The following is a 23,557-nucleotide window of genomic DNA, read 5'->3' as shown; positions in this document are numbered from 1 at the left end:
TTAGTTTATAGAATAAACAAACTTAATCAATGAGACCTCTATATGACTCTAGTAAGGCTAAAATGGTAACAAGAAAAAATGAAAGCGCTATAATGTTGGTGCTGATTGATCTAGTGCCTTTTTGAATGGAGGAATGATTACGGTGGCTTTCAAAGTATTCTTAGTAGATGATGATCGATATGTTCGTAAAGGATTGATGAATCTTATTGATTGGGAAGGCTGTGGTTTTGAAGTTTGTGCAGAAGCAGATAATGGGGAAGATGCTTTGGAGTATATTCAGAAGTTTCATCCAGATTTAGTCATTACAGACATTAAGATGCCTGTCTTAGATGGTCTGGAATTAATAAAACATACAGTTGAACTTAAAAAGACAAACCCAAATTTCATTATTATTAGTGGGTATAGTGATTTTAACTATGCCCAAAGAGCTGTTAAGTATGGTGTCCATGATTTTATCTTAAAACCAGTAGATAAAGAGGAAATTGAAGAGACACTTAGAAAGGTAGCAGATAAGTATACGAAAGAATTACAGTTAAACAGAAACAGAGAAAATATTGTTGCAGAGACTGCGTTCAATGATTTATTAACAATCGAACTTGAAGAAGATCTCCGCCATGATTGTGTGAAAAAACTGAATATTGATCAAACAATTGGATTTGCCTATATCATCATAGAGATAAATAATGTGGCTGTAAATACGATAAAGATTCGTGAAATTATTAGTACAACTATTCATGGTGAGGCTGTAAATTCTACTACTTTGTTTCGTGAACATGGAAGTAACCGAATAGGCCTACTAGTCAAAAATGAAGAAATTCAACCATTTAGCGGGGGAATTTTTCATTTTTCAGAAATAGTAAAGGCTCAGCTAACGATGCATTTACAAACAGATGTCACCATCTACGTCGGAAGGATTGTAGATGATGCAATTGATATAAAGGAATCATATGAAACGGCAATAAAAGCTCTGCAATTTAAGTATGTGGAAGCATCCGAAAAACCGATCGTATATGGTAACACAAAAAATAGGTCTGTTAATTACATTGAGCTTGATCAAGCACAATACCAATCGTTAATGGAACATATCGAAGAAAATCTAATCTCTGAGATTAGAAAAGACGTTGTCATGATGTTTGAACAGTTTCAAGAGAAGGCTTTCGCAAAAGATGCAGTAAGGACGTCTATAAATCGGGTTGTTCATGAAGTGGTGAAAACCTTACAGTCGATGGATGGAGATGAAAAAAATTTAACTACACTACAGAGCATGTTAAATTGGGACAACCAGCCTAGTACTTTGGTTGAGGTTAAGAACATGTTTCTAGACTTTTTATTAGAGGCAGCTGGAATGTTAAATCGACTGAACAAGGAGTGTGGTTCAGGAAACATACGAAGGATCAAAAAATATGTTGATACACACTATAAAAATGATATTACATTGAAACATATAGCGAATACATTTTATATGAACCCGGTTTATATGGGGCAGTTATTTAAAAAAACATATGGCATGTATTTTAAAGAATATATTCTACAAGTCCGAATAAATGAAGCGAAAAAACAATTAAGACAGACCGATTTGCGTATCTATCAGGTAGCAGAAAGTGTGGGCTTTTCAAATCCTGATTACTTTGTCACTCAATTTGAGAAAACGACTGGTATGACCCCAACTCAATATCGAAAAAAACTATAAAGGAAGATTTTGAGATGGAGATAAAATGAATCTATTCAATTTTAATAATATAGGATTAAGAAATAAGCTATTAATCATTTATATAGTATCAGTTTTCATTCCAATTACATTAACGCACATTGCATTTTATGAAATTACTTCCAACAATGTAAGAACACAAAAGATGAATGATATCTCCCTTTCCTTAAAACAAATATCGAATGATTTCCGAACAGCGATAGATGATGCAGTTGAAATTTCATCTAAGTTATATACGGAATATGAGTTGTATAATTTTTTAGAAACCAAGTATGAATCAAGCATTGATTTTATCCATGCTTATTATAATTATTACAGTAGAATTTATAAAGAAGTGCCACTTTTTTCGACTGTTCGTTCACTAAATTTATACACAAATAATGATTCGGTTATTTATGCAGGGGGTGTCAATAAAATTGATACCCTTGTTAAAGAGTCTCATTGGTATAAGGATTCAGAGTCAATAAGAAGCTCTTATCCAGTTTTGACTCGTAGAATTGGAGAATCTGGAAAACTAGATACATTTAGTTTAATAAGGGAAATGGATTATTTCACTACGAAAGATTCCACACAGAAAATATTAGAATTACAATTTGATATTGGAATAATGGATCGTATTTTTCATAATGTGACGTTTCCGGGTGATATTTATTTGTTGGATGAGAAAGAAACAATTGAATATTCAACAAATCCAAAGGTAAATTGGTCAGAAGGAAATATTCAGTATGATACGATTACATTTTCAAAGGATATGTTAGTTTTTGAAGTACCCTTTAATGTTCCTTATTTAAATAATTGGAAGGTAGTGGGTGTTGCTCAAGAGAAGGTATTACTTGAAGAGGTTCAGGGTTCTCGAAATTTTATTCTCTATTTCGCTCTTATCAATTTAGTCTTTCCATCTCTTTTTATTGTTTATATTACAAGCTCTCTTCATGTACGTATATTACGTATTTTAAAGCATATGAGGAAAGTTGAAGATCAAAACTTTGAACTGATCAAGGGTGTGAACTACCAGGATGAAATTGGTGAGCTTACCCAAGCATTTAATCGGATGGCATCTAAAATTAAGAGGCTCATCAATGAAGTATATAAAGCAGATATTCAAAAAAAGGATTTAGAATTACAACGTAAACAAGCACAATTAAGTGCCTTACAAAGTCAGATTAACCCACATTTCCTATTTAATGTATTGGAAACTATTCGGATGAGAAGTATTTTAAAGAATGAAGAAGAAACGGCAAAAATCATTCATAATATGGCGAAAATGCTTAGAAAATCGTTCATTTGGGGAAAAGATTGGGTCAGTGTAGACGAAGAAATTTATTTAATAAAATGCTTTTTAGAAATACAATATTATCGATTTGATGATAAAATGCAATACCATATTGACGTTGATCCAGAAGCTAGGAAGTGCATTATTCCGAACATGTCTCTTATTCCATTTGTAGAAAATGCAAGTATACATGGAATTGAACCGATAAAAGGAAACGGAATGATCAACATATCGATAAAACGTGATGGTGATACTTTAATATGTCAGATAACAGATAATGGGCAGGGGATGGAAAAAGAGGAATTTGAACAGTTAATGCGATCAATAGAACAGGTTGAAAACATTGGAGAACATGTGGGAATAAAAAATGTTTACTATCGTTTAAAGCTGCATTATTCAAATCATTTTGATTTTAAAGTTAAAAGTGTTGAGGGAGAAGGAACGACTGTTAAAATCGTTTTACCATTTCAAAAATAGCCCTATTAAGTAGATGATAAATAAACTTTGCTGCCAATACATGTCGATCGTATGATCGATGTGTGTTGGTTTCGTTTTTTTTGGTAGCAAATCATGATAGATTAAGTGCTCAATAAGTTGCCTTTTCTTTATATCCACCCGATAATCTATATCTTTTACATGTATTTTTGATTCTGATGTTTTCGTTTTTCCATAAGGTACTAAAGTTTACAAAGTAAAAACTATACTTTATATGGTCACTTAAGATAAGCATGAAAGTTATAATGAAAGTGCTTACAATATTGTGGTATCGGTGTTGCTTAGCTATTACTTAACTTTAACAAAGGGGGAGTTAAATTGTTAAAAAGGAAATCTAGAATTCTAGCTTTTGCACTAATGGTCATGTTGCTCGTCACTTCAGCATGTACGAATGCAGAAAAGAGTGGAAAAGAAAGTAACTCTAGTGAAAACGGAGAAGTTTTGACTTACACATTCTTTAATGCATCTTCTACAGGAAAAGATGTCAATACGGGTGATACCAAAATAGGAAAAATGTTCGAAGAGGCAACAGGTGTTAACTTTGATATTGAGCATATTGTAGGGGACAGTAACCAGAAGATCGGGACAATGATCGCTAGTGGTGAATATCCGGAATTGCTTAATGCGCAAAATGCAACAGCTGATGTGATAGATGCAGGTGGATTTGTACCACTGAATGATCTTATAGAAGAGCATGCTCCAAATTTAAGAAAATTATATGAACCAATTTGGGAAAAAATGAAACTAGAGGATGGAAACATTTATATTCTACCATCTGGTGTATCTAATGGATATATAAAGCCACCAAATATAGGACAGAGTGCATTTTTTATAAAACGTGAAGCACTAAAAGAGCAAGGTTATCCACATCCTAAAACGATAGATGAATATTTCGATATTATTGAAAAATATGCAAAAGCCCACCCAACGACAAACGGTGCAAAAACAATTCCATATACATTATTACAATATGATTGGCATGTAGGACAACTATTTGATCCTCCAGCCTTTCTATCAGGTGAACAGGAAGGAATCATTGTTGATAATGAAACACTAGATGTATCTGTTTACCATAATAAGGATATTACAAAGGAATGGTTAGGGAAATTAAATCAAATAAACAAAAAGGGCTTACTTGATAAAGAATCTTTTACACAAAACTATGATGAGTATTTAGCTAAGATATCCTCAGGACGAGTTGTAGGATGGTTTGGGCCTCGATGGGAGTCAGGTACAGCGTTAGATACTCTTGAACAAGATGATGATCCGTATAATGATTTTATGGGATTCCCTATTGTATTTGAGGAAGGAATCAAAGACCAATACTTGAATCCGGAATCGTTTGTAACCTCTCCAGGGATGGGATTAACAACAGGTACTCCTGAAGAAGATCAAATTAGAATTATTAAATTTTTAGATCATATGGCTAAAATTGATTCCCAAAAATTAATTACTTGGGGTATAGAGGGAGAAACATATGATGTAAATGAAGAAGGGCGTTTTGTTCGAACACAAGAACAAATTGATTTAGTTAATAAAGAAGAGTTTAGAGATGAATTTGGGTTTTCTGCACTAGGCTGGTACTGGCCAATTATGAGTGGTACTTTTGATGACGGTAACTCTGTTGATCCAAATGTACAGCCTGAAGTTGCCCAGCTTGCTTATGATGAAGTGGATAAAGAGTTTTTAAAAGCATATAACATTGAAACGTTTACTGATTTATTCACTGAGCCAGAACCAGCACCATGGTTTCCTTTCTGGGATGCCACGATCGAGACAGGATCTGAGGCACAGTTATATGACCAACAGTCTCGTGATTTAATCAAACGTTCATATCCAGATATTATACTTTCGAATCCATCTGATTTTGATTCCGAGTGGAACAAATTTAAGAAAGATTTTGAAAAGCTTCCATATAAAGCCTATGAAGAAGTAATGGAGGAATCGGTTAAAAAAGAAGCTTCACTTATGAAGTAGTAAAGAACTTAATAAGAAGGCTGAATGATCTATAAAAGGAAGTTCAGCCTTCTTTCTATTAACGTAAATTTTGCGACGAATGGAATGAATTTTTAGAGTTTACTTATTGAATAGGATAGGAGGGACAAATATGCAAGCGCAAACGAAAGAAAAAGCACTTTTATCTCCAACAGTGCTACCAAATGAAGCGAAGGGAATGAAAGCGTTTCTAAAAAAATGTCGTAGCCAAAAAGCATTATTATTGATGACAATGCCTTTTGTGATTTGGGTCTTTATCTTTAAATATTTCCCTGTTTGGGGATGGACAATGGCATTTCAGGATTTTAAGCCGGCTCGTCCTTTTTCAGAACAAGAATGGGTAGGTTTTAAACATTTCACCTTTTTATTCACAGATGCTCGTTTCTTAGGAGTACTGAGAAATACGTTGGCTCAAAGTATCATTAATTTAGTTTTAGGATTTGTAACCGCGATTGGTTTAGCTCTATTAATCAATGAATTAACAAATCTTAAATTTAAAAGAGTCGTTCAAACGATTAGCTATCTGCCACACTTTCTTTCTTGGGTTGTAGCAGCTGCACTTGTTTCATCTGTATTGTCTATTGATGGAGTCATTAATGAAATATTGATAGGGCTTCATATTATTGATGAGGAAATTCTTTGGCTTGGAATCGGAGAGTATTTCTGGGGGATTTTAGGTGCTGCAGAAGTTTGGAAAAATGTAGGGTGGAATACCATTATTTATTTAGCAGCCATTTCGATGATTGATCAAGAACAATTTGAAGCAGCCAAAATTGATGGAGCTTCTCGTTTACAAAGAATTCGCTATATTACACTTCCTGGCATGAAGCAAGTAATTGTGATCCTTTTAATTATGAATATTGGGTACATTATTGAGGCTGGATTTGAACCTCAATATTTATTAGGGAATGGACAGAACGTAGAGTTCTCAGAAAATATAGATGTATTTGTCATCAACTATGGTATTTCCATGTTTAACTTCTCATTGGCCACGGCAGCAGGAGTGTTTAAAACGGTTATTAGCTTAATATTCTTGATTGCCGCAAATTCATTCTCGAAAAAAATGGGCCAAGGCGGTTTATATTAGGAGGGATATAGAATGTTAAGAGTTAAAAAAAGGAAGAGCTTGATGAGAACGAGAGAAGATGTAGTTTTTGACACTTGTACCATTATTTTTATGATTTTACTTAGTGTCATCATGCTATACCCTTTTCTAAACCAAGTAGCCCTTTCTTTTAATGCTGCAACAGATTCTGTAAAAGGTGGAATCCATTTATGGCCAAGAGAATTTACTTGGAGAAACTATGAATATGTATTTACTCAAGCATCGATCATTCAGGCAATTTTCGTATCGGTAGCAAGAACAGTTGTTGGTACAGGAATTGGATTATTATGTACTGCAATGGTGGCATATGCGATTGCTCAAGAAAAATTTGTTCTTAAAAAGTCGGTAACAATTATTTTTATAATGACTATGTATTTTAATGGCGGGTTAATTCCAACATTCCTTTTAATGAGAGATTTACATTTAATCGGAACATTTTGGGTTTATATCATACCGGGATTAATAAGTGCATTCAATCTTATAATCATGCGTTCATTTATAGAAGGACTTCCAAAAAGTCTTTTTGAACAAGCGCGGATTGACGGGGCTGGGGACTTTAGGGTTTTCTTTCAAATTGTGTTGCCTCTGTCCTTACCGGTATTAGCAACCGTAGCACTATTTGTTGCTGTAGGACAATGGAACCAATGGTTTGACGTATTTTTGTATAACTCAAGCAATGAGAATTTAACGACATTGCAATACGAGTTAATGAAAATTCTTCAGAATACTGCAACTTCAAATGGTGATTGGAATACCGCCCAAGCAAATGGTGAACATGCTGTCCAAGCTGTTACACCTAAGTCTATTCAAGCTACTATGACCATTGTAGCGAGTCTACCAATTATTTGTGTGTACCCGTTTCTACAAAAGTACTTTGTTAAGGGTATGACTTTAGGTGCAGTTAAATAATTTAATCTTTTCTAATGTTAAAAATCTTAAAAAATGTAAAGGAGTAAGGACATGAAAAAAATATTACGAAAACAAATTTTCTCTGGATTAGCAATAGCATTATTATTACCTCTAGGTACAAATAGTGTATCTGCTTTAGATAAACCATTAAATGCTTTAAACGTAGTTTCAATTAATGAAAGATATGAAGATTCTTTCACAATCGGTGCTGCCGTCGAGCCTTATCAATTAGAAGGAAAGACTGCCAAAATACTAAAGCGCCATTATAATAGCATCGTTGCAGAGAATGTAATGAAGCCTATTAATATACAGCCAGAAGAAGGAAAATTTAACTTTGAAGAGGCTGATAAAATCGTGAAGTTTGCTAAAGAGAATGATATGGACTTACGTTTTCATACTCTTGTCTGGCATAGCCAAGTGCCACAATGGTTTTTCCTTGATAAGGAAGGAAATCAAATGGTAGATGAGACAGACCCAAAAAAACGCGAGAAAAATACAAGGCTTTTATTAAAGCGCTTAGAAACCCATGTAAAAACAATCGTTAAACGATATAAAGATGATGTAGACTCATGGGATGTTGTGAACGAAGTAATCGATGATTCCCCACAGAATGAAAAAGGTTTACGTGAATCACCATGGTACCAAATTACGGGCACTGACTATATTAAGGTTGCATTTGAAACAGCTAGAAAATACGCCGGAAAAGACGCAAAGCTTTATATCAATGATTACAATACAGAAGTAGAGCCGAAGAGAACTTACTTATATAATCTAGTGAAAGATTTACTGGAGCAGGGAGTTCCGATCGATGGAGTTGGGCATCAGTCTCATATTCAAATTGGCTGGCCGTCTATTCAAGAGATTGAAGATTCGATTAATTTGTTTGCAAGTCTTGGATTAGATAATCAAATTACAGAGCTTGATGTTAGTCTTTATGGTTGGCCGCCAAGACCTGCTTATGAGACTTATGAAGCCATTCCAGAAGAGAAGCTCCAAGCACAGGCTGAACGTTATGATGCTTTATTTGCTTTATATGAGAAATTAGATAATAAGATTAGTAATGTCACATTCTGGGGCATTGCTGATAACCATACATGGTTAGACGGTCGTGCACAACAGTACAATAACGGAGTCGGTAAAGATGCACCATTTGTTTTTGATCCAGATTACAACGTTAAACCTGCATATTGGTCAATTATGGATTAACCATTTTGAAGTTGCCTTTTCAAGATGAAAGGGCAACCTCTTTTCTAGATAAGAAGAAAGTCAAAATAGCCTTATATAAAAAAAGATTAATAACAAATCGTTTAGGCTTAATCAAGGAAAAAGTTGGTCTTTGTAACTTATTTTTATCAATTCTATTAGCCATAGGGAGGGAAAGATATGAGTCAACTACAATCTAAGTTGAATATTCCATCTTTTTCAGACGTATATAGTGATTGCTTTTCAATTGGTGCCGCTATCAATCAACATACAATTGAAAGCTCAAAACAACTCTTAACCAAACATTTTAACAGTATAACAGCTGAGAATGATATGAAACCTGAAAATCTCCAGCCTGAGGAAAATAAATTTACGTTTGAAAAGGCTGATCAATTTGTAGCTTTTGCCGAAGAACATAAAATGAAGATGCGTGGTCATACATTGGTATGGCATAATCAAACTCCAGATTGGATGTTTACCACACCAGATGGTTCAGTTGCAAAAAGAGATTTGCTATTAGACCGAATGCAAACGCATATTTCAACTGTTGTAGGTCGTTATAAAGGCCGTATTCATAGTTGGGATGTTGTAAATGAGGTAATTGATGATAGTGAGAATCTCTTTTTAAGAAAATCAAACTATCTGGATATCGTAGGAGAAGATTTTATAGAAAAGTCATTTCGGTTTGCCCATGAGGCTGATCCAAAGGCATTGCTTTTTTATAACGATTATAATGAGAGTCACCCACAAAAACGTGACAAAATTTATAAATTAGTAAAATCTTTACTCAAAAAAGATGTTCCACTACATGGAATAGGCATGCAGGCACATTGGAATTTAACTAGTCCAACGTTAGATAACATTCGTGCTGCGATTGAAAAATATGCATCCCTTGGCTTGCAAATTCAGCTTACTGAACTAGATGTTTCGGTATTTGATACTACCGACAGACGAACAGATCTAAAAGAGCCAACGACTGAAATGGTTGCATTACAAGAGGAACGCTATGAGCAATTGTTTGCTTTGTTACGTGAATATAGGGACGTAATCAGTTGCGTTACCTTCTGGGGTGTTGCAGATGATTATACATGGTTAGACAACTTCCCTGTAAGAGGCAGAAAGAATTGGCCGTTATTATTTGATGACAATCAGCTTCCAAAACAAGCGTTTCATAAAATTACTAGTTTTAAATAATCTAAATAATTAAACTATGTTACTTACTAAAAAGGAAAAAAGGATTCTAAGAGTCATTCGATTTAAAATCCTATTGATAAATAAAATCTTAGTAGAAGGAGATTTATAAGAATGTATAAGAAGCTGTTTTTACTGATTGTAATGTTTTCAATGTTACTGAATTTTGTACCAAATAAAACATCATTTGCTCAAATAAATGAAAGAAGTACAGGTACATCACCAACAGTTCTGAATGCGGAGTTAGAAGATGTTTTTGAAGTCGTTGGTGCTCCAAATATAGAGTTAGAAGTCCCAGTGAAATTGGATGAGTTGTCAAAAGGACGATACACCTCCATTGCTGCATCATTCAATATCCCTGATAGTCTAATTGTGACTGGGGTGGAATTCAACTCAAAAAATATTAATGGAGCAAGTTCATATACTTATTCTAATAATCATTTAATGCTTCATGTAAAGGGTGGTAATGTAAGCTTCTCACATAAAAAATCTGATTTATTTGCAACGATTAAATTAAAAGTAAAAGATTTTGTGACATCCGATTATACGGAAGTTATCAGGACCAATTATATCAAGGTTAATGGTGGAGACATTGAATATTCAGTACATGATGCAGTAGCCAACATTGAATTAAAACTATTGGATACAGGTGCAGTTGCAAAGATTCCTGGTTATGCCAATCCACTTATCAGCCATAAATTTGGGGCCGATCCACATGCGATGGTTTACGATGGAAGGGTATATATATATTTAACGAATGATCAGTACGAATATGATGCAAACGGAAATGTCGTACCGAATACCTATGGCAAGATTAATACAGTTACCGTCATTTCTTCTGATGATATGATCAACTGGACTGACCACGGTGCAATTCCTGTAGCAGGACCTAATGGCGCAGCAAAATGGGCGACTCAATCGTGGGCGGTATCTACTGAACATAGGAATATTGAAGGTAAGGATAAATTTTTCTTGTATTTTTCAAATAACGCGTCAGGTATTGGTGTACTTACATCAGATAGTCCTATTGGGCCTTGGACAGATCCGCTTGGGAAACCTTTAGTAGCCCGGAATACACCTGAAGCTGATGGGGTAACGTGGCTCTTTGACCCTGCAGCCTTTGTCGATGATGATGGTCAAGCATATTTGTATTACGGCGGAGGTGTACCAGGTTCACCACCAACCCAAGAGCAAGCGGAATCTCCGAAAACTGCCAGAGTTATTAGGTTAAGTGATGATATGATTCATACAGAAGGGGAAGCAAAAGTAATTGATGCACCATTCTTGTTCGAAGCTTCAGGTATTCACAAACGTAATGGTAAGTACTACTATTCATATAGTACAAACTTCTCTGGTGTACGTGAGGCAGACGATCCGAAGACTGGTGAAATTGCTTATATGATAAGTGAAGATCCGATGGGTCCATTTAAATATGTAGGTACAGCACTTAAAAATCCATATTTATTTTTTGGTGTTGGAGGAAACAATCATCAAGATTTCTTTGAGTTTAAAGGCCAAACGTATATAACCTATCATGCACAAACATTAGCGAAAGAATTAGGGACTGCTCAAGGGTACCGTTCTCCTCACATTAATAAGGTTGAATATGACGAGAATGGTCATATAAAAGATGTCAAAGCAGATATGAAAGGTGTATCCCAGGTTACCAGCCTTGATCCATATAAGAGGAACGAGGCTGAAACAATCGCATGGAATGCTGGAATATCGACTGAGAAATCCGAAGCACCTGGCAGCTTGGTAGAGAGCATTAACCTTAATGTAACGGACATCAATAATGGAGAATGGATTGCTGTATCACAAGCAGATTTTGGTAAAAATCGAGCTGTATCTTTCGAAACAAATATTGCGTCAACTTCAGGTGGTACGATTGAAATTCGCCTGGACAGTCCAATTGGTAAAGTTATTGGTACGCTCGACGTTAAACCTACTGGTGGAGACCAAGAATGGCAACTGATGAAAACCAAAGTAAAGAACGTTAGCGGTAGACACAATATATTCTTCATGTTCAAAGGAGAAGGAGAAAACAACTTATTTAATATGGATTATTGGAAATTTACAACATCAGAACAAAGTATATCAAGTAAATAAATAGCCCATATTTTAAACAGACATAGGGATATCCTCTATGTCTGTTTTCTTTTTCAAAGTAGAATAAGTAAAAAGCATGTTAATAATAGCAATCTTACATCCAAATAATTTAGTATGCTAGCTTTAAGTGGAAATGATAAGATTTGGTTTCCTAATTATTATCTATAAGTTTTAGGCGAAAAATAATGCAATTTTTAAAAAGAATTTGAAGTTTAAAAAAGTCTATGATTAATAAATACACAATGAATGTACAATTTTTTCGAAAGTTATTCCATTCACCAATTGTCTGTAAACGCTTTATAATCAGAGTATACAAATTCAAAAAAGTTAAAAAGCTTTTGAATTGAAGAAAAAGGGGAGGCTTCAAATTATGAAGAAATTACTTAAAGGAAAAATGATTTTACTACTTATGATGGCACTTATGCTCTTATTATCAGCATGTAGCTCATCAGGTACAGGGGGGCAAACAGAGTCTGGTACTAGTTCAGGAGATTCTAAGTCTAGTGATAAGTTAGTAATAGGCTTTTCACAAGTTGGAGCAGAAAGTGAATGGAGAACAGCAAACACGAAGTCAATGCAAGAAGCCATTAAAGCTGCAGGTCATGAATTGAAATTTTCAGATGCCCAACAAAAGCAAGAAAATCAAATTAAGGCCATTCGTTCTTTCATCGCGCAAAAAGTAGATGCAATTGTCTTCTCTCCTGTTGTTGAAACAGGTTTTGAAACAGTGTTACAAGAAGCGAAGGATGCAGGAATTCCAGTTTTTCTTTCTGACCGTGCTGTTGATATAGAAGATGATTCCTTATGGGTAACATTCTTAGGTTCAGACTTTGTTGAAGAAGGTAGAAAAGCTGCAAATTGGTTAGTTGAGGAAACAGCTGATGTAGATGGTGATGTCAATATCGTTGAACTTCAAGGAACAGTTGGATCAGCACCTGCGATTGACCGTAAAGAAGGGTTTGAAGAAGTCATCGCAGATCATCCAAATCTAAAAATCACAAAATCTCAAACAGGTGACTTTACTCGTGCAAAAGGAAAAGAAGTTATGGAAGCGTTCTTAAAAGCAGATGGAGAAAACATAGATGTTCTCTATTCTCATAATGATGATATGGCAATTGGTGCGATTCAAGCAATTGAAGAGTATGGATTAAAACCAGGTGAAGATATTAAAATCATTGGTGTTGACGCAGTAAAAGGTGCGTTCGAAGCAATGGCAGCAGGTAAGATGAACGTAACAGTTGAGTGTAACCCATTATTTGGTCCACAAATGGTTGATTTAATTGAGGCACATTTAGCTGGTGAAGAGATTGATAAGCGTGTAGCTGTAGAAGAAAGCATGTACACAATGGATCAAGCTGAAGAATTACTCCCAACACGAGAGTATTAAACTAGGGAAATAAAATAACAAATAAGCCACTAGATAGATAGTATATCTTTTACTATTAACTAACTAGTGGCTCTTAAAATAAGAGATTGTTAGGAGGGGAATTTGTGAAGATACAGACTCCGGTACTTATAATGGAAGGAATAACAAAGGAGTTCCCAGGAGTTAAAGCTTTATCAAATGTTCAATTAAAACTATACCCTGGTGAGGTTCATGCATTGATGGGGGAGAATGGTGCAGGGAAGTCGACATTAATTAAAGTATTAACAGGTGTCTATACGTTTGATGAAGGTTCAGTAACTCTAGAAGGTAAATCTATTCGCGTTACAAATCCACTTGAAGCGCAAAACTTAGGGATTAGCACGGTATACCAAGAAGTGAATTTATGTACAAACTTATCAGTAGTAGAAAATATCTTTATTGGTAGAGAAATTACGAAAAGAGGCCGCCTCGACTGGAAAGAAATGACGAGACAAGCAAAAGAATTATTGAAAACAAGACTAAACTTAAGTATCGATGTGACTAAGCTATTGTCATCTTATTCTGTAGCAATACAGCAAATGATAGCGATCGCACGCTCCCTAAAAGTATCTGCAAAAGTACTCATTTTGGATGAACCAACATCAAGCCTTGATCAAAATGAGGTTAACCAATTGTTTAATGTCATTCGAAAATTAAAGCAGGAAGGCTTAGCAATTGTTTTTGTTAGTCACTTCCTTGATCAAATCTATGAAATTACAGATCGATTAACGGTCTTACGTAATGGCACATGGATTGGTGAATATAAGACAAATGAAATTGAAAGGCTTGAATTAGTTTCTAAGATGATTGGTAAAGACTTAAACGAGCTTAATAGTACAGAAAAAGGAACTAGTAGAAATTCTTTTGATAAGAAAAAGCTATTTTTGCAAGGAAAAGACATTTCGAAAAAAGGCAAAATTGCACCTTTTGATATTGATATACATGAAGGTGAAATTGTCGGACTTGCTGGACTCCTTGGTTCAGGTAGAACGGAATTAGCAAGATTAATGTTTGGCGCAGACAAAGCTGATACAGGTGAAATCAAGATAAATGGTAGTAAATCAAATCTTTCTTCCCCTAAACAAGCTATCTCCAATGGAATCGCTTTTTGTTCTGAAAATCGAAAAACAGAGGGAATTATTGCAGACCTAACAATAAGAGAAAATATGATCCTAGCTATGCAAGGAATTCAAGGATGGTTTAAATATATTCCAAAGAAAAGGCAAATTGAAATTGCAGATGAATATATCAAACTATTAAACATTAATCCGCCAAATCCAGAGCAATTAATCAAAAATTTAAGTGGTGGAAATCAACAAAAGGTTTTGCTTGCTAGATGGTTGATTACGAATCCTAAATTATTAATCTTAGATGAACCTACAAGAGGAATTGATATAGGAGCAAAAGCGGAAATTCAAAAATTAATGCTCTCATTAAGTAAAGAAGGTATGTCGATTTTATTTGTTTCATCTGAAATAGAAGAAGTGTTACGTACTTGTCGTAAAATTGCGATCCTACGAGATCATAAGAAAGTATCCGAGATTGAGAATGATCAGCAAATTACACAAAAAGACATAATGAAGGCAATGGCTGGGGGATGACGTGATGAAATCAAAATTATTTTGGCCAATAGTCATTTTATTAATCATTCTATTAATAAATCTATTTTTTGATAAAAATTTCTTTACAATTGAAGTGAAAAATGGCTATTTAACTGGTAGTCTAATAGACATTCTTAATCGAGGGGCTCCATTGTTATTGGTTTCAATTGGAATGACTCTTGTCATTGCTACAAAAGGAGTCGATCTCGGGGTTGGTTCTGTCATCGCAATGGCTGGTGCAGTAGGTGCTATGACAGTAAGTGGTGCAAGTGGAGATAGTTTAGTACCACTTTTTACAGCAATTGGTTTAGTTATTGGTATCTCAGTATTAACTGGAATATGGAATGGTGTACTTGTTTCTAGAATTGGGGTTCAACCAATCGTTGCAACATTAATCCTTATGGTTGCAGGTCGTGGAATTGCTCAATTAATCACAGATGGACAAATTATGACCGTTTATTATGATCCATATACGTTCATCGGTGGTGGTCACTTGTTAATGCTACCTTTTTCAATCTTTATTGTAGCGGCTGTATTGGCTGTTGCATCACTCTTAACTAGAAAAACAGCAATGGGGTTATTTATTGAATCGGTTGGTACGAACCCAGAAGCAAGCCGTCTTTCTGGAATAAATTCTAAAAATATTTTATTAATGGTTTACGTGTTTTCTGGATTATGTGCAGGAATTGCTGGTTTAATCTTAAGTTCAAATGTAGCAAGCGCAGATGGAAACAATGCTGGGCTTTGGTATGAGCTGGATGCTATTCTAGCTGTAGTAATAGGAGGAACATCATTGAATGGTGGTAGATTTCATTTGATGGGAACAGTCATAGGTGCTCTTATCATTCAAAGTTTAACTACTACTATTTATTCGATAGGAATTGCTCCAGAAATAAATCTTGTCGTAAAAGCAATTGTAGTATTGATTGTTTGTCTTTTACAATCACCTGAGTTTAGAAAGAAAGTCTTTGGCGGGTTTACAGCGAAAAAAACAGAAAAGAAAAGTGAGGGAGTGTCGGTATCATGACGAAAAAATTACAATTAGATTCTAAACATCTCCCTTTAATAGCAACAATCGGATTGTTTATCGTGATGTTTATTTTTGGCTCACTTAGATATACTGGATTTTTTTCAACACAAGTTTTTCTGAATTTGTTTATTGATAACGCATTCTTGATCGTTGTTGCAGTGGGAATGACATTTGTTATTTTATCAGGGGGAATTGATCTCTCTGTTGGTTCCATCATTGCGTTAACAAGTATGGTAGCAGCCAGTCTTACAATGAATGCCCAATTATCACCCGTCCTTGTTATTCCAATAAGTCTACTTGTCGGTACAATACTGGGTTTTTGTATGGGATGCCTGATTCAATATTTTAATTTACAACCATTTATCGTTACACTTGCAGGAATGTTTCTTGCCAGAGGGCTATGTTATCTAATTAGTGTTGAATCAATTACGATCGACCATGGATTTTTTAGTTTTATGGCTAGTACTCGAATCCCAGTTGGCGGAGGGAATTTTATTTCCATAAGTGTAATAATCGCTATGCTAGTAGTAATTGCAGCAATGTTTATTGCTCACTACTCTAAATTTGGACGTAATGTTTATGCATTAGGTGGAAGTGAACAATCAGCATTATTAATGGGACTACCTGTAGCGAAAACAAAAATTTTAATTTATACAGTTAGTGGTTTTTGTTCATCCCTTGCTGGCATCATTTTCACTTTTTATATGCTATCAGGATATGGACTACATGCAAACGGTCTGGAGCTTGATACGATAGCAGCTGTTGTAATTGGTGGTACATTGCTCACAGGAGGTGCAGGATATGTAGCAGGTAGTGTTGTTGGGGTACTTATTTTAGGTATTATCCAAACCGTAATCGTATTTGAGGGAACATTAAGCTCTTGGTGGACAAAGATTGCAATTGGAACATTATTATTATTGTTTATTGTATTGCAAAGAGTAATTGTAGCTAGAAGTAAGACGAATCAAACATCAGCGTCACACTAATATAGTAAAGGAGTGAAAAAATGAAAAATAGAAAAAGATTTTCTATCTTTCTATTATCGATTATGATCTTTCAGACTTTTTCAGGATTAGTCCCACAATCATCATTTGCGGAAGAATTGAATTCTACAAGCCCTGAATTAATTCTGCATTATGATATGAAATCAAACGTTAAAAATGGTGATCAAATTACTATGAAGGATGTATCAAGTAATGATATAGCATTTGATGGAACATTCAAAAATCCAGAAAATGGTCAATTGGTTCATAATGAAGAAGTTGGATATGTTTCTTTCAATGGTGGAAGCTCGACTTCAAATAGCGGGTATATTGAAATACCAAAAAGTGAAGATGGTTCAGATTTATTAACCGGTTTACAAGATGTAACCATTTCGGCACTTGTGAATTGGAATAATGACGGAGCAAATCGTTGGATTTTTGGTTTAGGTGCAGCGACAGATGATGCTGAGAATGGGAATAAATATTTCTTTGTAACGCCACGGCATGGTTCAGGAAATGTAGCAGCAACAGGGATCTCCAAAGCTGGATGGAGAAATGAATCATTAGTCAAAGGGACATCGACAATGAGGGCTGGAAAATGGGAAGTTGCAACTGTTGTTTTCTCAGAAAAGTTGAATACGATGACATTATATGTAAATGGGAATAAAGTAGCAACAGGATCAGCAGGTGGGAAAAAGATATCGGAGATTATTGATCCATCAGCAGACTTTTCTGGATTTCTTGGGAAATCAATCTTTAAAAATGATCCATATTTTAAAGGGATGATCGGTGATTTCCGTGTATATAATGGTGCATTATCAGATGAACAGGTGACTGATTTATATACAGAAACATCTAGTAAAATTGATAAGATCAATCAGCTCGTTATAAATGATGCCTCAGAATCTCTTGATATTGCTGAATATTTAGATAGCGGTGATGAAAGCATTGATAAAATAACGAATAATCTCGCACTGCCTACAAAGGGCAAGCATGGAGTAGATATTACTTGGAGTTCAAGTAACACTGAAGTCGTTGCAAATGACGGAACAGTTACTCGTCCTAATAAAACAGAATCGGATATTGAAGTTGAATTAACAGCTACTATCTCTTATGAAGGACTTACTACTAAGAAACCCTTTATTGTAACTGTTTTAAAAGAGTATGCGGATGAACAAATAGTACAGCTAGATGCTGCAAACTTAACTTTACAAAATGTAAATCAAGTAAAAGGAAACATAAGTTTACCAGTTAAAGGTGAACATGGAAGTACCATTACATGGGAATCCTCAAATTCAACAATTGTTAAAGGATCTGCAGAAGCAACTGATAATGCTCACCACCTTGGCATGGTAACAAGACCTGAAGCAGATACAAAGGTTACATTAACAGCAACAATTTCGAATGGAAACGCTGAAACGAAAAAAGAATTCAATCTTAACGTGATAAAAAATCCTGGCAAATTGACTTATGATGCCTATTTCTTCTCCTATTTTACTGGTGAATACGAAGGTGGAGAGGAAATTTCCTTCGCTACTGCAGAAGATCCATTAAAATGGCGAGCATTAAATAATGGTCAATCCGTTATTCAATCAAATATGGGTGAAAAGGGGCTTAGAGACCCATTTATCATTCGATCTCCTGAAGGGGATAAATTTTATATGTTGGCAACTGACTTAAAAATGGGTGAGAGTACCAACTTTGACCAAGCGCAAATCACTGGAAGTCATTCCCTTATGATCTGGGAATCTGATGATCTTGTAAATTGGAGCGAACAGCGAATGGTAGAAGTTGCTCCTAAAACTGGTGGCAATACTTGGGCACCTGAAGCTATTTATAACGAAAAAACTGGTGAATACGTTGTATTCTGGGCTTCTTCAATGAAAAATGAAGAAACATATGGTGATTTCCCTAATGGAAGACCGGCAGGACAGTACAATGTAATGTATTATGCAACGACTAGGGATTTCCATACATTCTCTGAACCGAAAGTGTTTATTGATGAAGGCTTCCCTACGATTGATACAAGCATCGTTCAAAATAACGACACTCTTTATCGATTTACAAAATCTGAAGTCAATTACAGAGTGTATTATGAGAAAGCAACAGATATCTTCCAAGATAAAGATGGGATCAAGGAAAATGGATTCCAATACGATGTGATCTCAGGTACAAAAGATGGAAACAGAGGACTCATCGGTCATCAAGGAAACAATGAAGGTCAAACAATATTCAAAGACATCCATGATGATAAATGGTATATGTTCTTAGATTCTTGGCCATATCATGTACGTTGGTCTACAGATTTAGAAGATGGATCACAATTTGTCAACAATTTACTTTCAGAATCTGAATATGCGCTGCCGCCAGGACCACGACATGGTACGGTTATTCCAATCACCAGCGCGGAATATAATGCCCTTCAAGATAAATATGGCATGCCTGCACCAGAGCAATCTACAGAACCAGTATTACATTATACGTTTGACAAGGAAGATATTGATGGAACAACTGTAAAAGATGTTTCCAATAATGGTTTTGATGCAAAATTAGTAGGTGGAACTAAGATCGATTCAACTGACACAGTTGGTCAATCAACAGGAGCAGTAGAATTAGATGGAAGTTCGGGATATGTTGAGTTACCGAAAAATACAATTAAAGACCTTAACCTAGAAAGCATGACAATGTCTACTTGGGTTAAAGTAAAGGGAGATCAAGCAAACCAACGTATTTTTGATTTTTCATCTAATACTGGAAGAGTTGCAAACCGTAATACAATGTATTTAAGCACACAGGGTGATGCGGGTAACCTAGAATTTGCCATTGTTACACCTTTCACCGAAAAATTTGCAAATCAAAATTCTCTTTTAGGAAGTACCTATAAATATGCTGTGAGAGCTCCAATGCTTACTACTGCAAATTGGCATCATGTAGCGATGACGGTTGAAGGGTTTGACGCCGTTATATATGTTGATGGAAAAGAAGTTTCTAGGAGCTCAACTTACAATGTAGAGCCAAGAATGCTATTAGAAACAACGATGAACTATTTAGGTAAGTCTAGTAACGACAACCACAGTCTTTTTAACGGGAAATTTGATGACTTTAGAATTTATAACCGTGCTCTTAATGCTGAAGAAGTTGCTAGTTTAGCAGATGAAGAGGTTACGGAACCTCCAGTTGAGGAGCCAGAAAAAGCTGAGTTAATTCTTGACTATGATATGAACAATATTGAGGGTACAAAAGTAGTAGATCGTACAGGTGATTTTGAAGGGAAGCTTGTCAATCCTCAGAATGCTGAACTGATTAAAGGGGATGAGACAGGAGTTATCGGCTTTAAAGGAGGATCCACAAGCTCGTATATTGAGATGCCTCAAGGTGTACTAAACGGGTTAGAAAGTGTGACCGTTTCCTCATTAGTGAATTGGGAAGGCAAAAATGAGGCTGAATGGATATTTGCTTTAGGCCAGGATAGCAATAAATATTTATTTACCACTCCAAAACGTAATTCAGGTGACCGATCCGCACGTGTTGGTCTTGGAATCACTAGCTGGCAAAATGAGGCTGGGGCAAATGCAACAACTGGTGCCTTAAAGTCAAATGAGTGGAAATTGGTTACAGCCGTTATGTCTGGTGAAGATAAAACATTGAAATTGTATATTGATGGTGTTGAAGTTGCAACTGGATCTACAAATGGTTATACATTGGCACAGATAAACAATGTTAATGGATTAAGCGGATTTATCGGACGATCATTCTATTCTGGTGATCCATACTTTGGCGGAATGATTTCTAATTTTGAAGTATATGATGGAGCCTTATCGGCATCAGAGGTGAGTAAATTAAAAGAAGCAGCAGATTTAAAAATTGCTAAAATGGATGGTTTATTACTTCAAAATGCAATTAAACAATTAGACTACTCAACTATTATTAATAAGAACGAAACCAAAGATGAAATCACAACAGATTTATCATTCCCTAAGGCAGGAGCAAACGGAACAACCATCACTTGGGAATCACAAAATCAAGACATCATAACAAATGAAGGAAAGGTTACTAGACCGTCCTTTGAAGAAGGAAATCAAACAGTAACCATTACAGCAACTATTTCAGACGGAAAGAACGAGGCAACAAAAGAATTTACAGTAACTGTAGTGAAGAAACCGCATGATTCTGTTGCAGTGAGAACAGATGCAGAAGCACTAAAGGTTAATAACATTCATGATGTTCGCGGAAATCTAACATTACCGACATCCGGAGAAAACGGGTCAACGATCACATGGAAATCAAGTGATTCAAAGATCGTTACAGCTACTGGAGAGGTAACCCGTCCTGAACATGGTGAAGGAAATACTAAAGTTAAGTTAACAGCAACGATTACATTAAATAACGAAATGATTACAAAGGCATTCATAGCAAATGTCAAAGAAATGCCGAAAAAAGAAAAATATGAAGGTTATGTTTTCAGTTACTTTACAGGGGAAGGCTACACGAATGGCGAGCAAATTTATTTCTCCTTAAGTGAAGGTAACAATCCACTTAAATGGAAAGAGTTAAACAATGGAGAACCGGCCATCACGTCTGAATTAGGTGAAAAGGGACTTAGAGATCCGTTTATCATTCGCTCTCCTGAAGGAGATAAATTCTATTTAATTGCAACAGATTTAAAAGTCAATGGTGATTGGAATTGGGATCGAGCTCAAAGATCAGGAAGTCGATCAATCATGGTTTGGGAATCCACCGATTTGATTAATTGGTCTGAGCAAAGAATGGTCGAAGTTGCACCAGAAGAGGCAGGAAATACGTGGGCACCTGAAATCTTTTACGATGACTCGACAGGAGAATATGTTGTTTTCTGGGCATCAAAGCTATACGAAAATGAAGACCATAGTGGATCAACTTATAACAAAATGATGTACAGTAAAACACGAGATTTCTATACATTTACTGAACCTGAAGTATATATTGATCGTGGATACTCAGTTATTGATACAACAATGATCGAACATGACGATAAAGTTTATCGATTATCGAAGGATGAAAGAAACAATACAACATCCTCACCAAACGGTAAATTTATTTTCCAAGAGGTAGGGGATTCCGTACTTGACCCGAACTTTGAGCTTATTAAAGAAGGAATTGGAAAAGGCTCAATTGGCGCAGGGGAAGGGCCTACAATCTTCAAATCGAATACCGAAGAAAAATGGTATATGTTTATTGATGAATTTGGCGGCAGAGGATATGTTCCTTTTGAAACAACCGATTTGCAGTCAGGTGAATGGAAAATGTCTGAAGACTATGACTTACCAGAACGTCCGCGTCATGGAACCGTAATTCCTGTTACAAAGGCTGAGCATGAGGCTTTACTTGCAAATGTTCCAGAAGTTAAAGTCCCAAACGCTGAACAACTTCCAACAAGTGTAACACTTGATCAGGAAACATTGAAGTTGTCAGAGGGTCAAACAGGAAAGCTTAGTGCAACAGTTGCACCTAATGACGCAGTCAATAAAGCTGTTGTATGGTCAAGTAATAATGAAGAAGTAGCTACTGTTGACGAAAACGGGAAAGTAACTGCACTGAAGGAAGGAAGCGCGAAAATCAGTGCAACAACAGTTGATGGCGGAATAATGGCAGTTAGTGTCGTCACAGTAGAGAAAAAACAAGATTCTACACCACCAGAAGGACAATTTACTATTAATAATGGTGCGAAGTATACTAATGACTCAACTGTCACTTTATCTCTAAGTGCAAAGGATGATCTAAGCGGAGTTCATCAAGTTCGTTATTCAACCGATGCAAATGAGTGGAGTGTATGGGAAGAATTTAAATCATCAAAAGAATTAACGTTGCCAGCTGGTGATGGAGAGAAAACAATCTTTGTTGAATTTAAAGACCATGCTGGAAATATCAGCGAGTCATATCAACAGAAGATAATTCTTGATACTACTGCACCAGTGATAGAGTTTACGGGTTATCAAGAAACTTATTCCGTGGATTCGTCTATTAAAATCACTTGCAGTATTAGTGATGAGCTGTCAGGGATAGCTTCAAAAGAATGCGAAAATGTTGAAGGACCAGCCTATGAATTTGAGTTTGGAATTAATAAAATCACTGCATCAGCGACTGATAATGCTGGTAATACAGCGAATGCCGAAATCGAATTTACAGTGACTGTTGACTTTGATAGTTTAGGTCGTTTAACAGAAGCATTTGTCACGAAAGAAGGAGTCGCTGGCTCACTAGTGAAAAAGCTTCAATCTGCGAAAGAATCAGCAGCAAAAGGTAATAGTCAGGCGATGAATGGGCAATTAAATGCTTATGAAAATCAATTGAAAGCTCAGAATGGAAAATCAATCTCTGAGGAAAATACAAAAATATTGATTAACCTATTAGAACAATTGAAATAGAAAGAAAAGCGCAAGCGCCTTTGTCATCGCCGTACAAACTGGAGGAGCATCGACTGAGATAAAGCGAGACTTCCATTAGGGCCACATCCTAATGGATAGCGAGACTTATCGGACTTTTACAGGCAGCTAACTCACAAGTTATTGTT

13 protein-coding genes are annotated in these 23,557 nt (G+C 35.6%); all 13 read left to right on the top strand.

Annotated features, from left to right (window positions below; all coding sequences use genetic code 11):
* Positions 1–142: 142 nt before the first annotated feature.
* The 13 genes from WCV66_RS24115 (at position 143) to WCV66_RS24055 (ending at position 23,411) form a co-directional block, all read left to right on the top strand.
* Entirely contained in the window at positions 143–1,690 is a 1,548-nt protein-coding gene (locus WCV66_RS24115) for a response regulator transcription factor (RefSeq protein ID WP_338787154.1), read from the top strand.
* A 25-nt stretch (positions 1,691–1,715) separates the two neighbouring features.
* Positions 1,716–3,458: a sensor histidine kinase gene (locus WCV66_RS24110; protein WP_338787153.1), complete on the top strand. Its 1,743-nt coding sequence runs from the start codon at positions 1,716–1,718 to the stop codon at positions 3,456–3,458.
* 336 nt (positions 3,459–3,794) lie between these two features.
* Positions 3,795–5,453 carry an extracellular solute-binding protein gene (locus WCV66_RS24105; RefSeq protein WP_338787152.1) on the top strand — a complete coding sequence of 553 codons (1,659 nt, stop codon included), beginning with the start codon at positions 3,795–3,797 and terminating at the stop codon, positions 5,451–5,453.
* A 130-nt stretch (positions 5,454–5,583) separates the two neighbouring features.
* Positions 5,584–6,558 carry an ABC transporter permease gene (locus WCV66_RS24100; RefSeq protein ID WP_413789609.1) on the top strand — a complete coding sequence of 325 codons (975 nt, stop codon included), beginning with the start codon at positions 5,584–5,586 and terminating at the stop codon, positions 6,556–6,558.
* A gap of 12 nt (positions 6,559–6,570) precedes the next feature.
* Positions 6,571–7,485, top strand: a complete 915-nt coding sequence (locus tag WCV66_RS24095) for a carbohydrate ABC transporter permease (protein WP_338787151.1) — start codon at positions 6,571–6,573, stop codon at positions 7,483–7,485.
* 51 nt (positions 7,486–7,536) lie between these two features.
* A complete protein-coding gene (locus WCV66_RS24090) occupies positions 7,537–8,691 on the top strand; it encodes an endo-1,4-beta-xylanase (RefSeq protein WP_338787150.1) in 1,155 nt (384 codons plus the stop codon).
* A 177-nt stretch (positions 8,692–8,868) separates the two neighbouring features.
* Entirely contained in the window at positions 8,869–9,882 is a 1,014-nt protein-coding gene (locus WCV66_RS24085; protein WP_338787149.1) for an endo-1,4-beta-xylanase, read from the top strand.
* 111 nt (positions 9,883–9,993) lie between these two features.
* Complete coding sequence (locus tag WCV66_RS24080; RefSeq protein WP_338787148.1) at positions 9,994–11,988, top strand: glycoside hydrolase family 43 protein; 1,995 nt, start codon at positions 9,994–9,996, stop codon at positions 11,986–11,988.
* A gap of 370 nt (positions 11,989–12,358) precedes the next feature.
* Positions 12,359–13,375, top strand: a complete 1,017-nt coding sequence (locus tag WCV66_RS24075; RefSeq protein WP_066324402.1) for an ABC transporter substrate-binding protein — start codon at positions 12,359–12,361, stop codon at positions 13,373–13,375.
* 104 nt (positions 13,376–13,479) lie between these two features.
* On the top strand, positions 13,480–14,994 hold the full coding sequence (locus WCV66_RS24070; RefSeq protein WP_338787147.1) for a sugar ABC transporter ATP-binding protein: 1,515 nt from the start codon (positions 13,480–13,482) through the stop codon (positions 14,992–14,994).
* Positions 14,995–14,998: 4 nt separating this feature from the next.
* Positions 14,999–16,021 (top strand): ABC transporter permease, encoded by a 1,023-nt coding sequence (locus WCV66_RS24065; RefSeq protein ID WP_066324414.1) that lies wholly within the window; start codon positions 14,999–15,001, stop codon positions 16,019–16,021.
* A complete protein-coding gene (gene yjfF, locus WCV66_RS24060; protein ID WP_338787146.1) occupies positions 16,018–17,010 on the top strand; it encodes a galactofuranose ABC transporter, permease protein YjfF in 993 nt (330 codons plus the stop codon). The genes WCV66_RS24065 and yjfF overlap by 4 nt, the downstream gene beginning before the upstream one ends.
* A gap of 20 nt (positions 17,011–17,030) precedes the next feature.
* Positions 17,031–23,411 (top strand): immunoglobulin-like domain-containing protein, encoded by a 6,381-nt coding sequence (locus WCV66_RS24055; RefSeq protein ID WP_338787144.1) that lies wholly within the window; start codon positions 17,031–17,033, stop codon positions 23,409–23,411.
* Positions 23,412–23,557: the final 146 nt, after the last annotated feature.

Origin of the sequence: Metabacillus rhizosphaerae (assembly GCF_037201795.1) — a bacterium.
Lineage (GTDB): Bacteria > Bacillota > Bacilli > Bacillales > Bacillaceae > Metabacillus > Metabacillus rhizosphaerae.
This window is presented reverse-complemented; position numbering and strand designations above follow the sequence as displayed.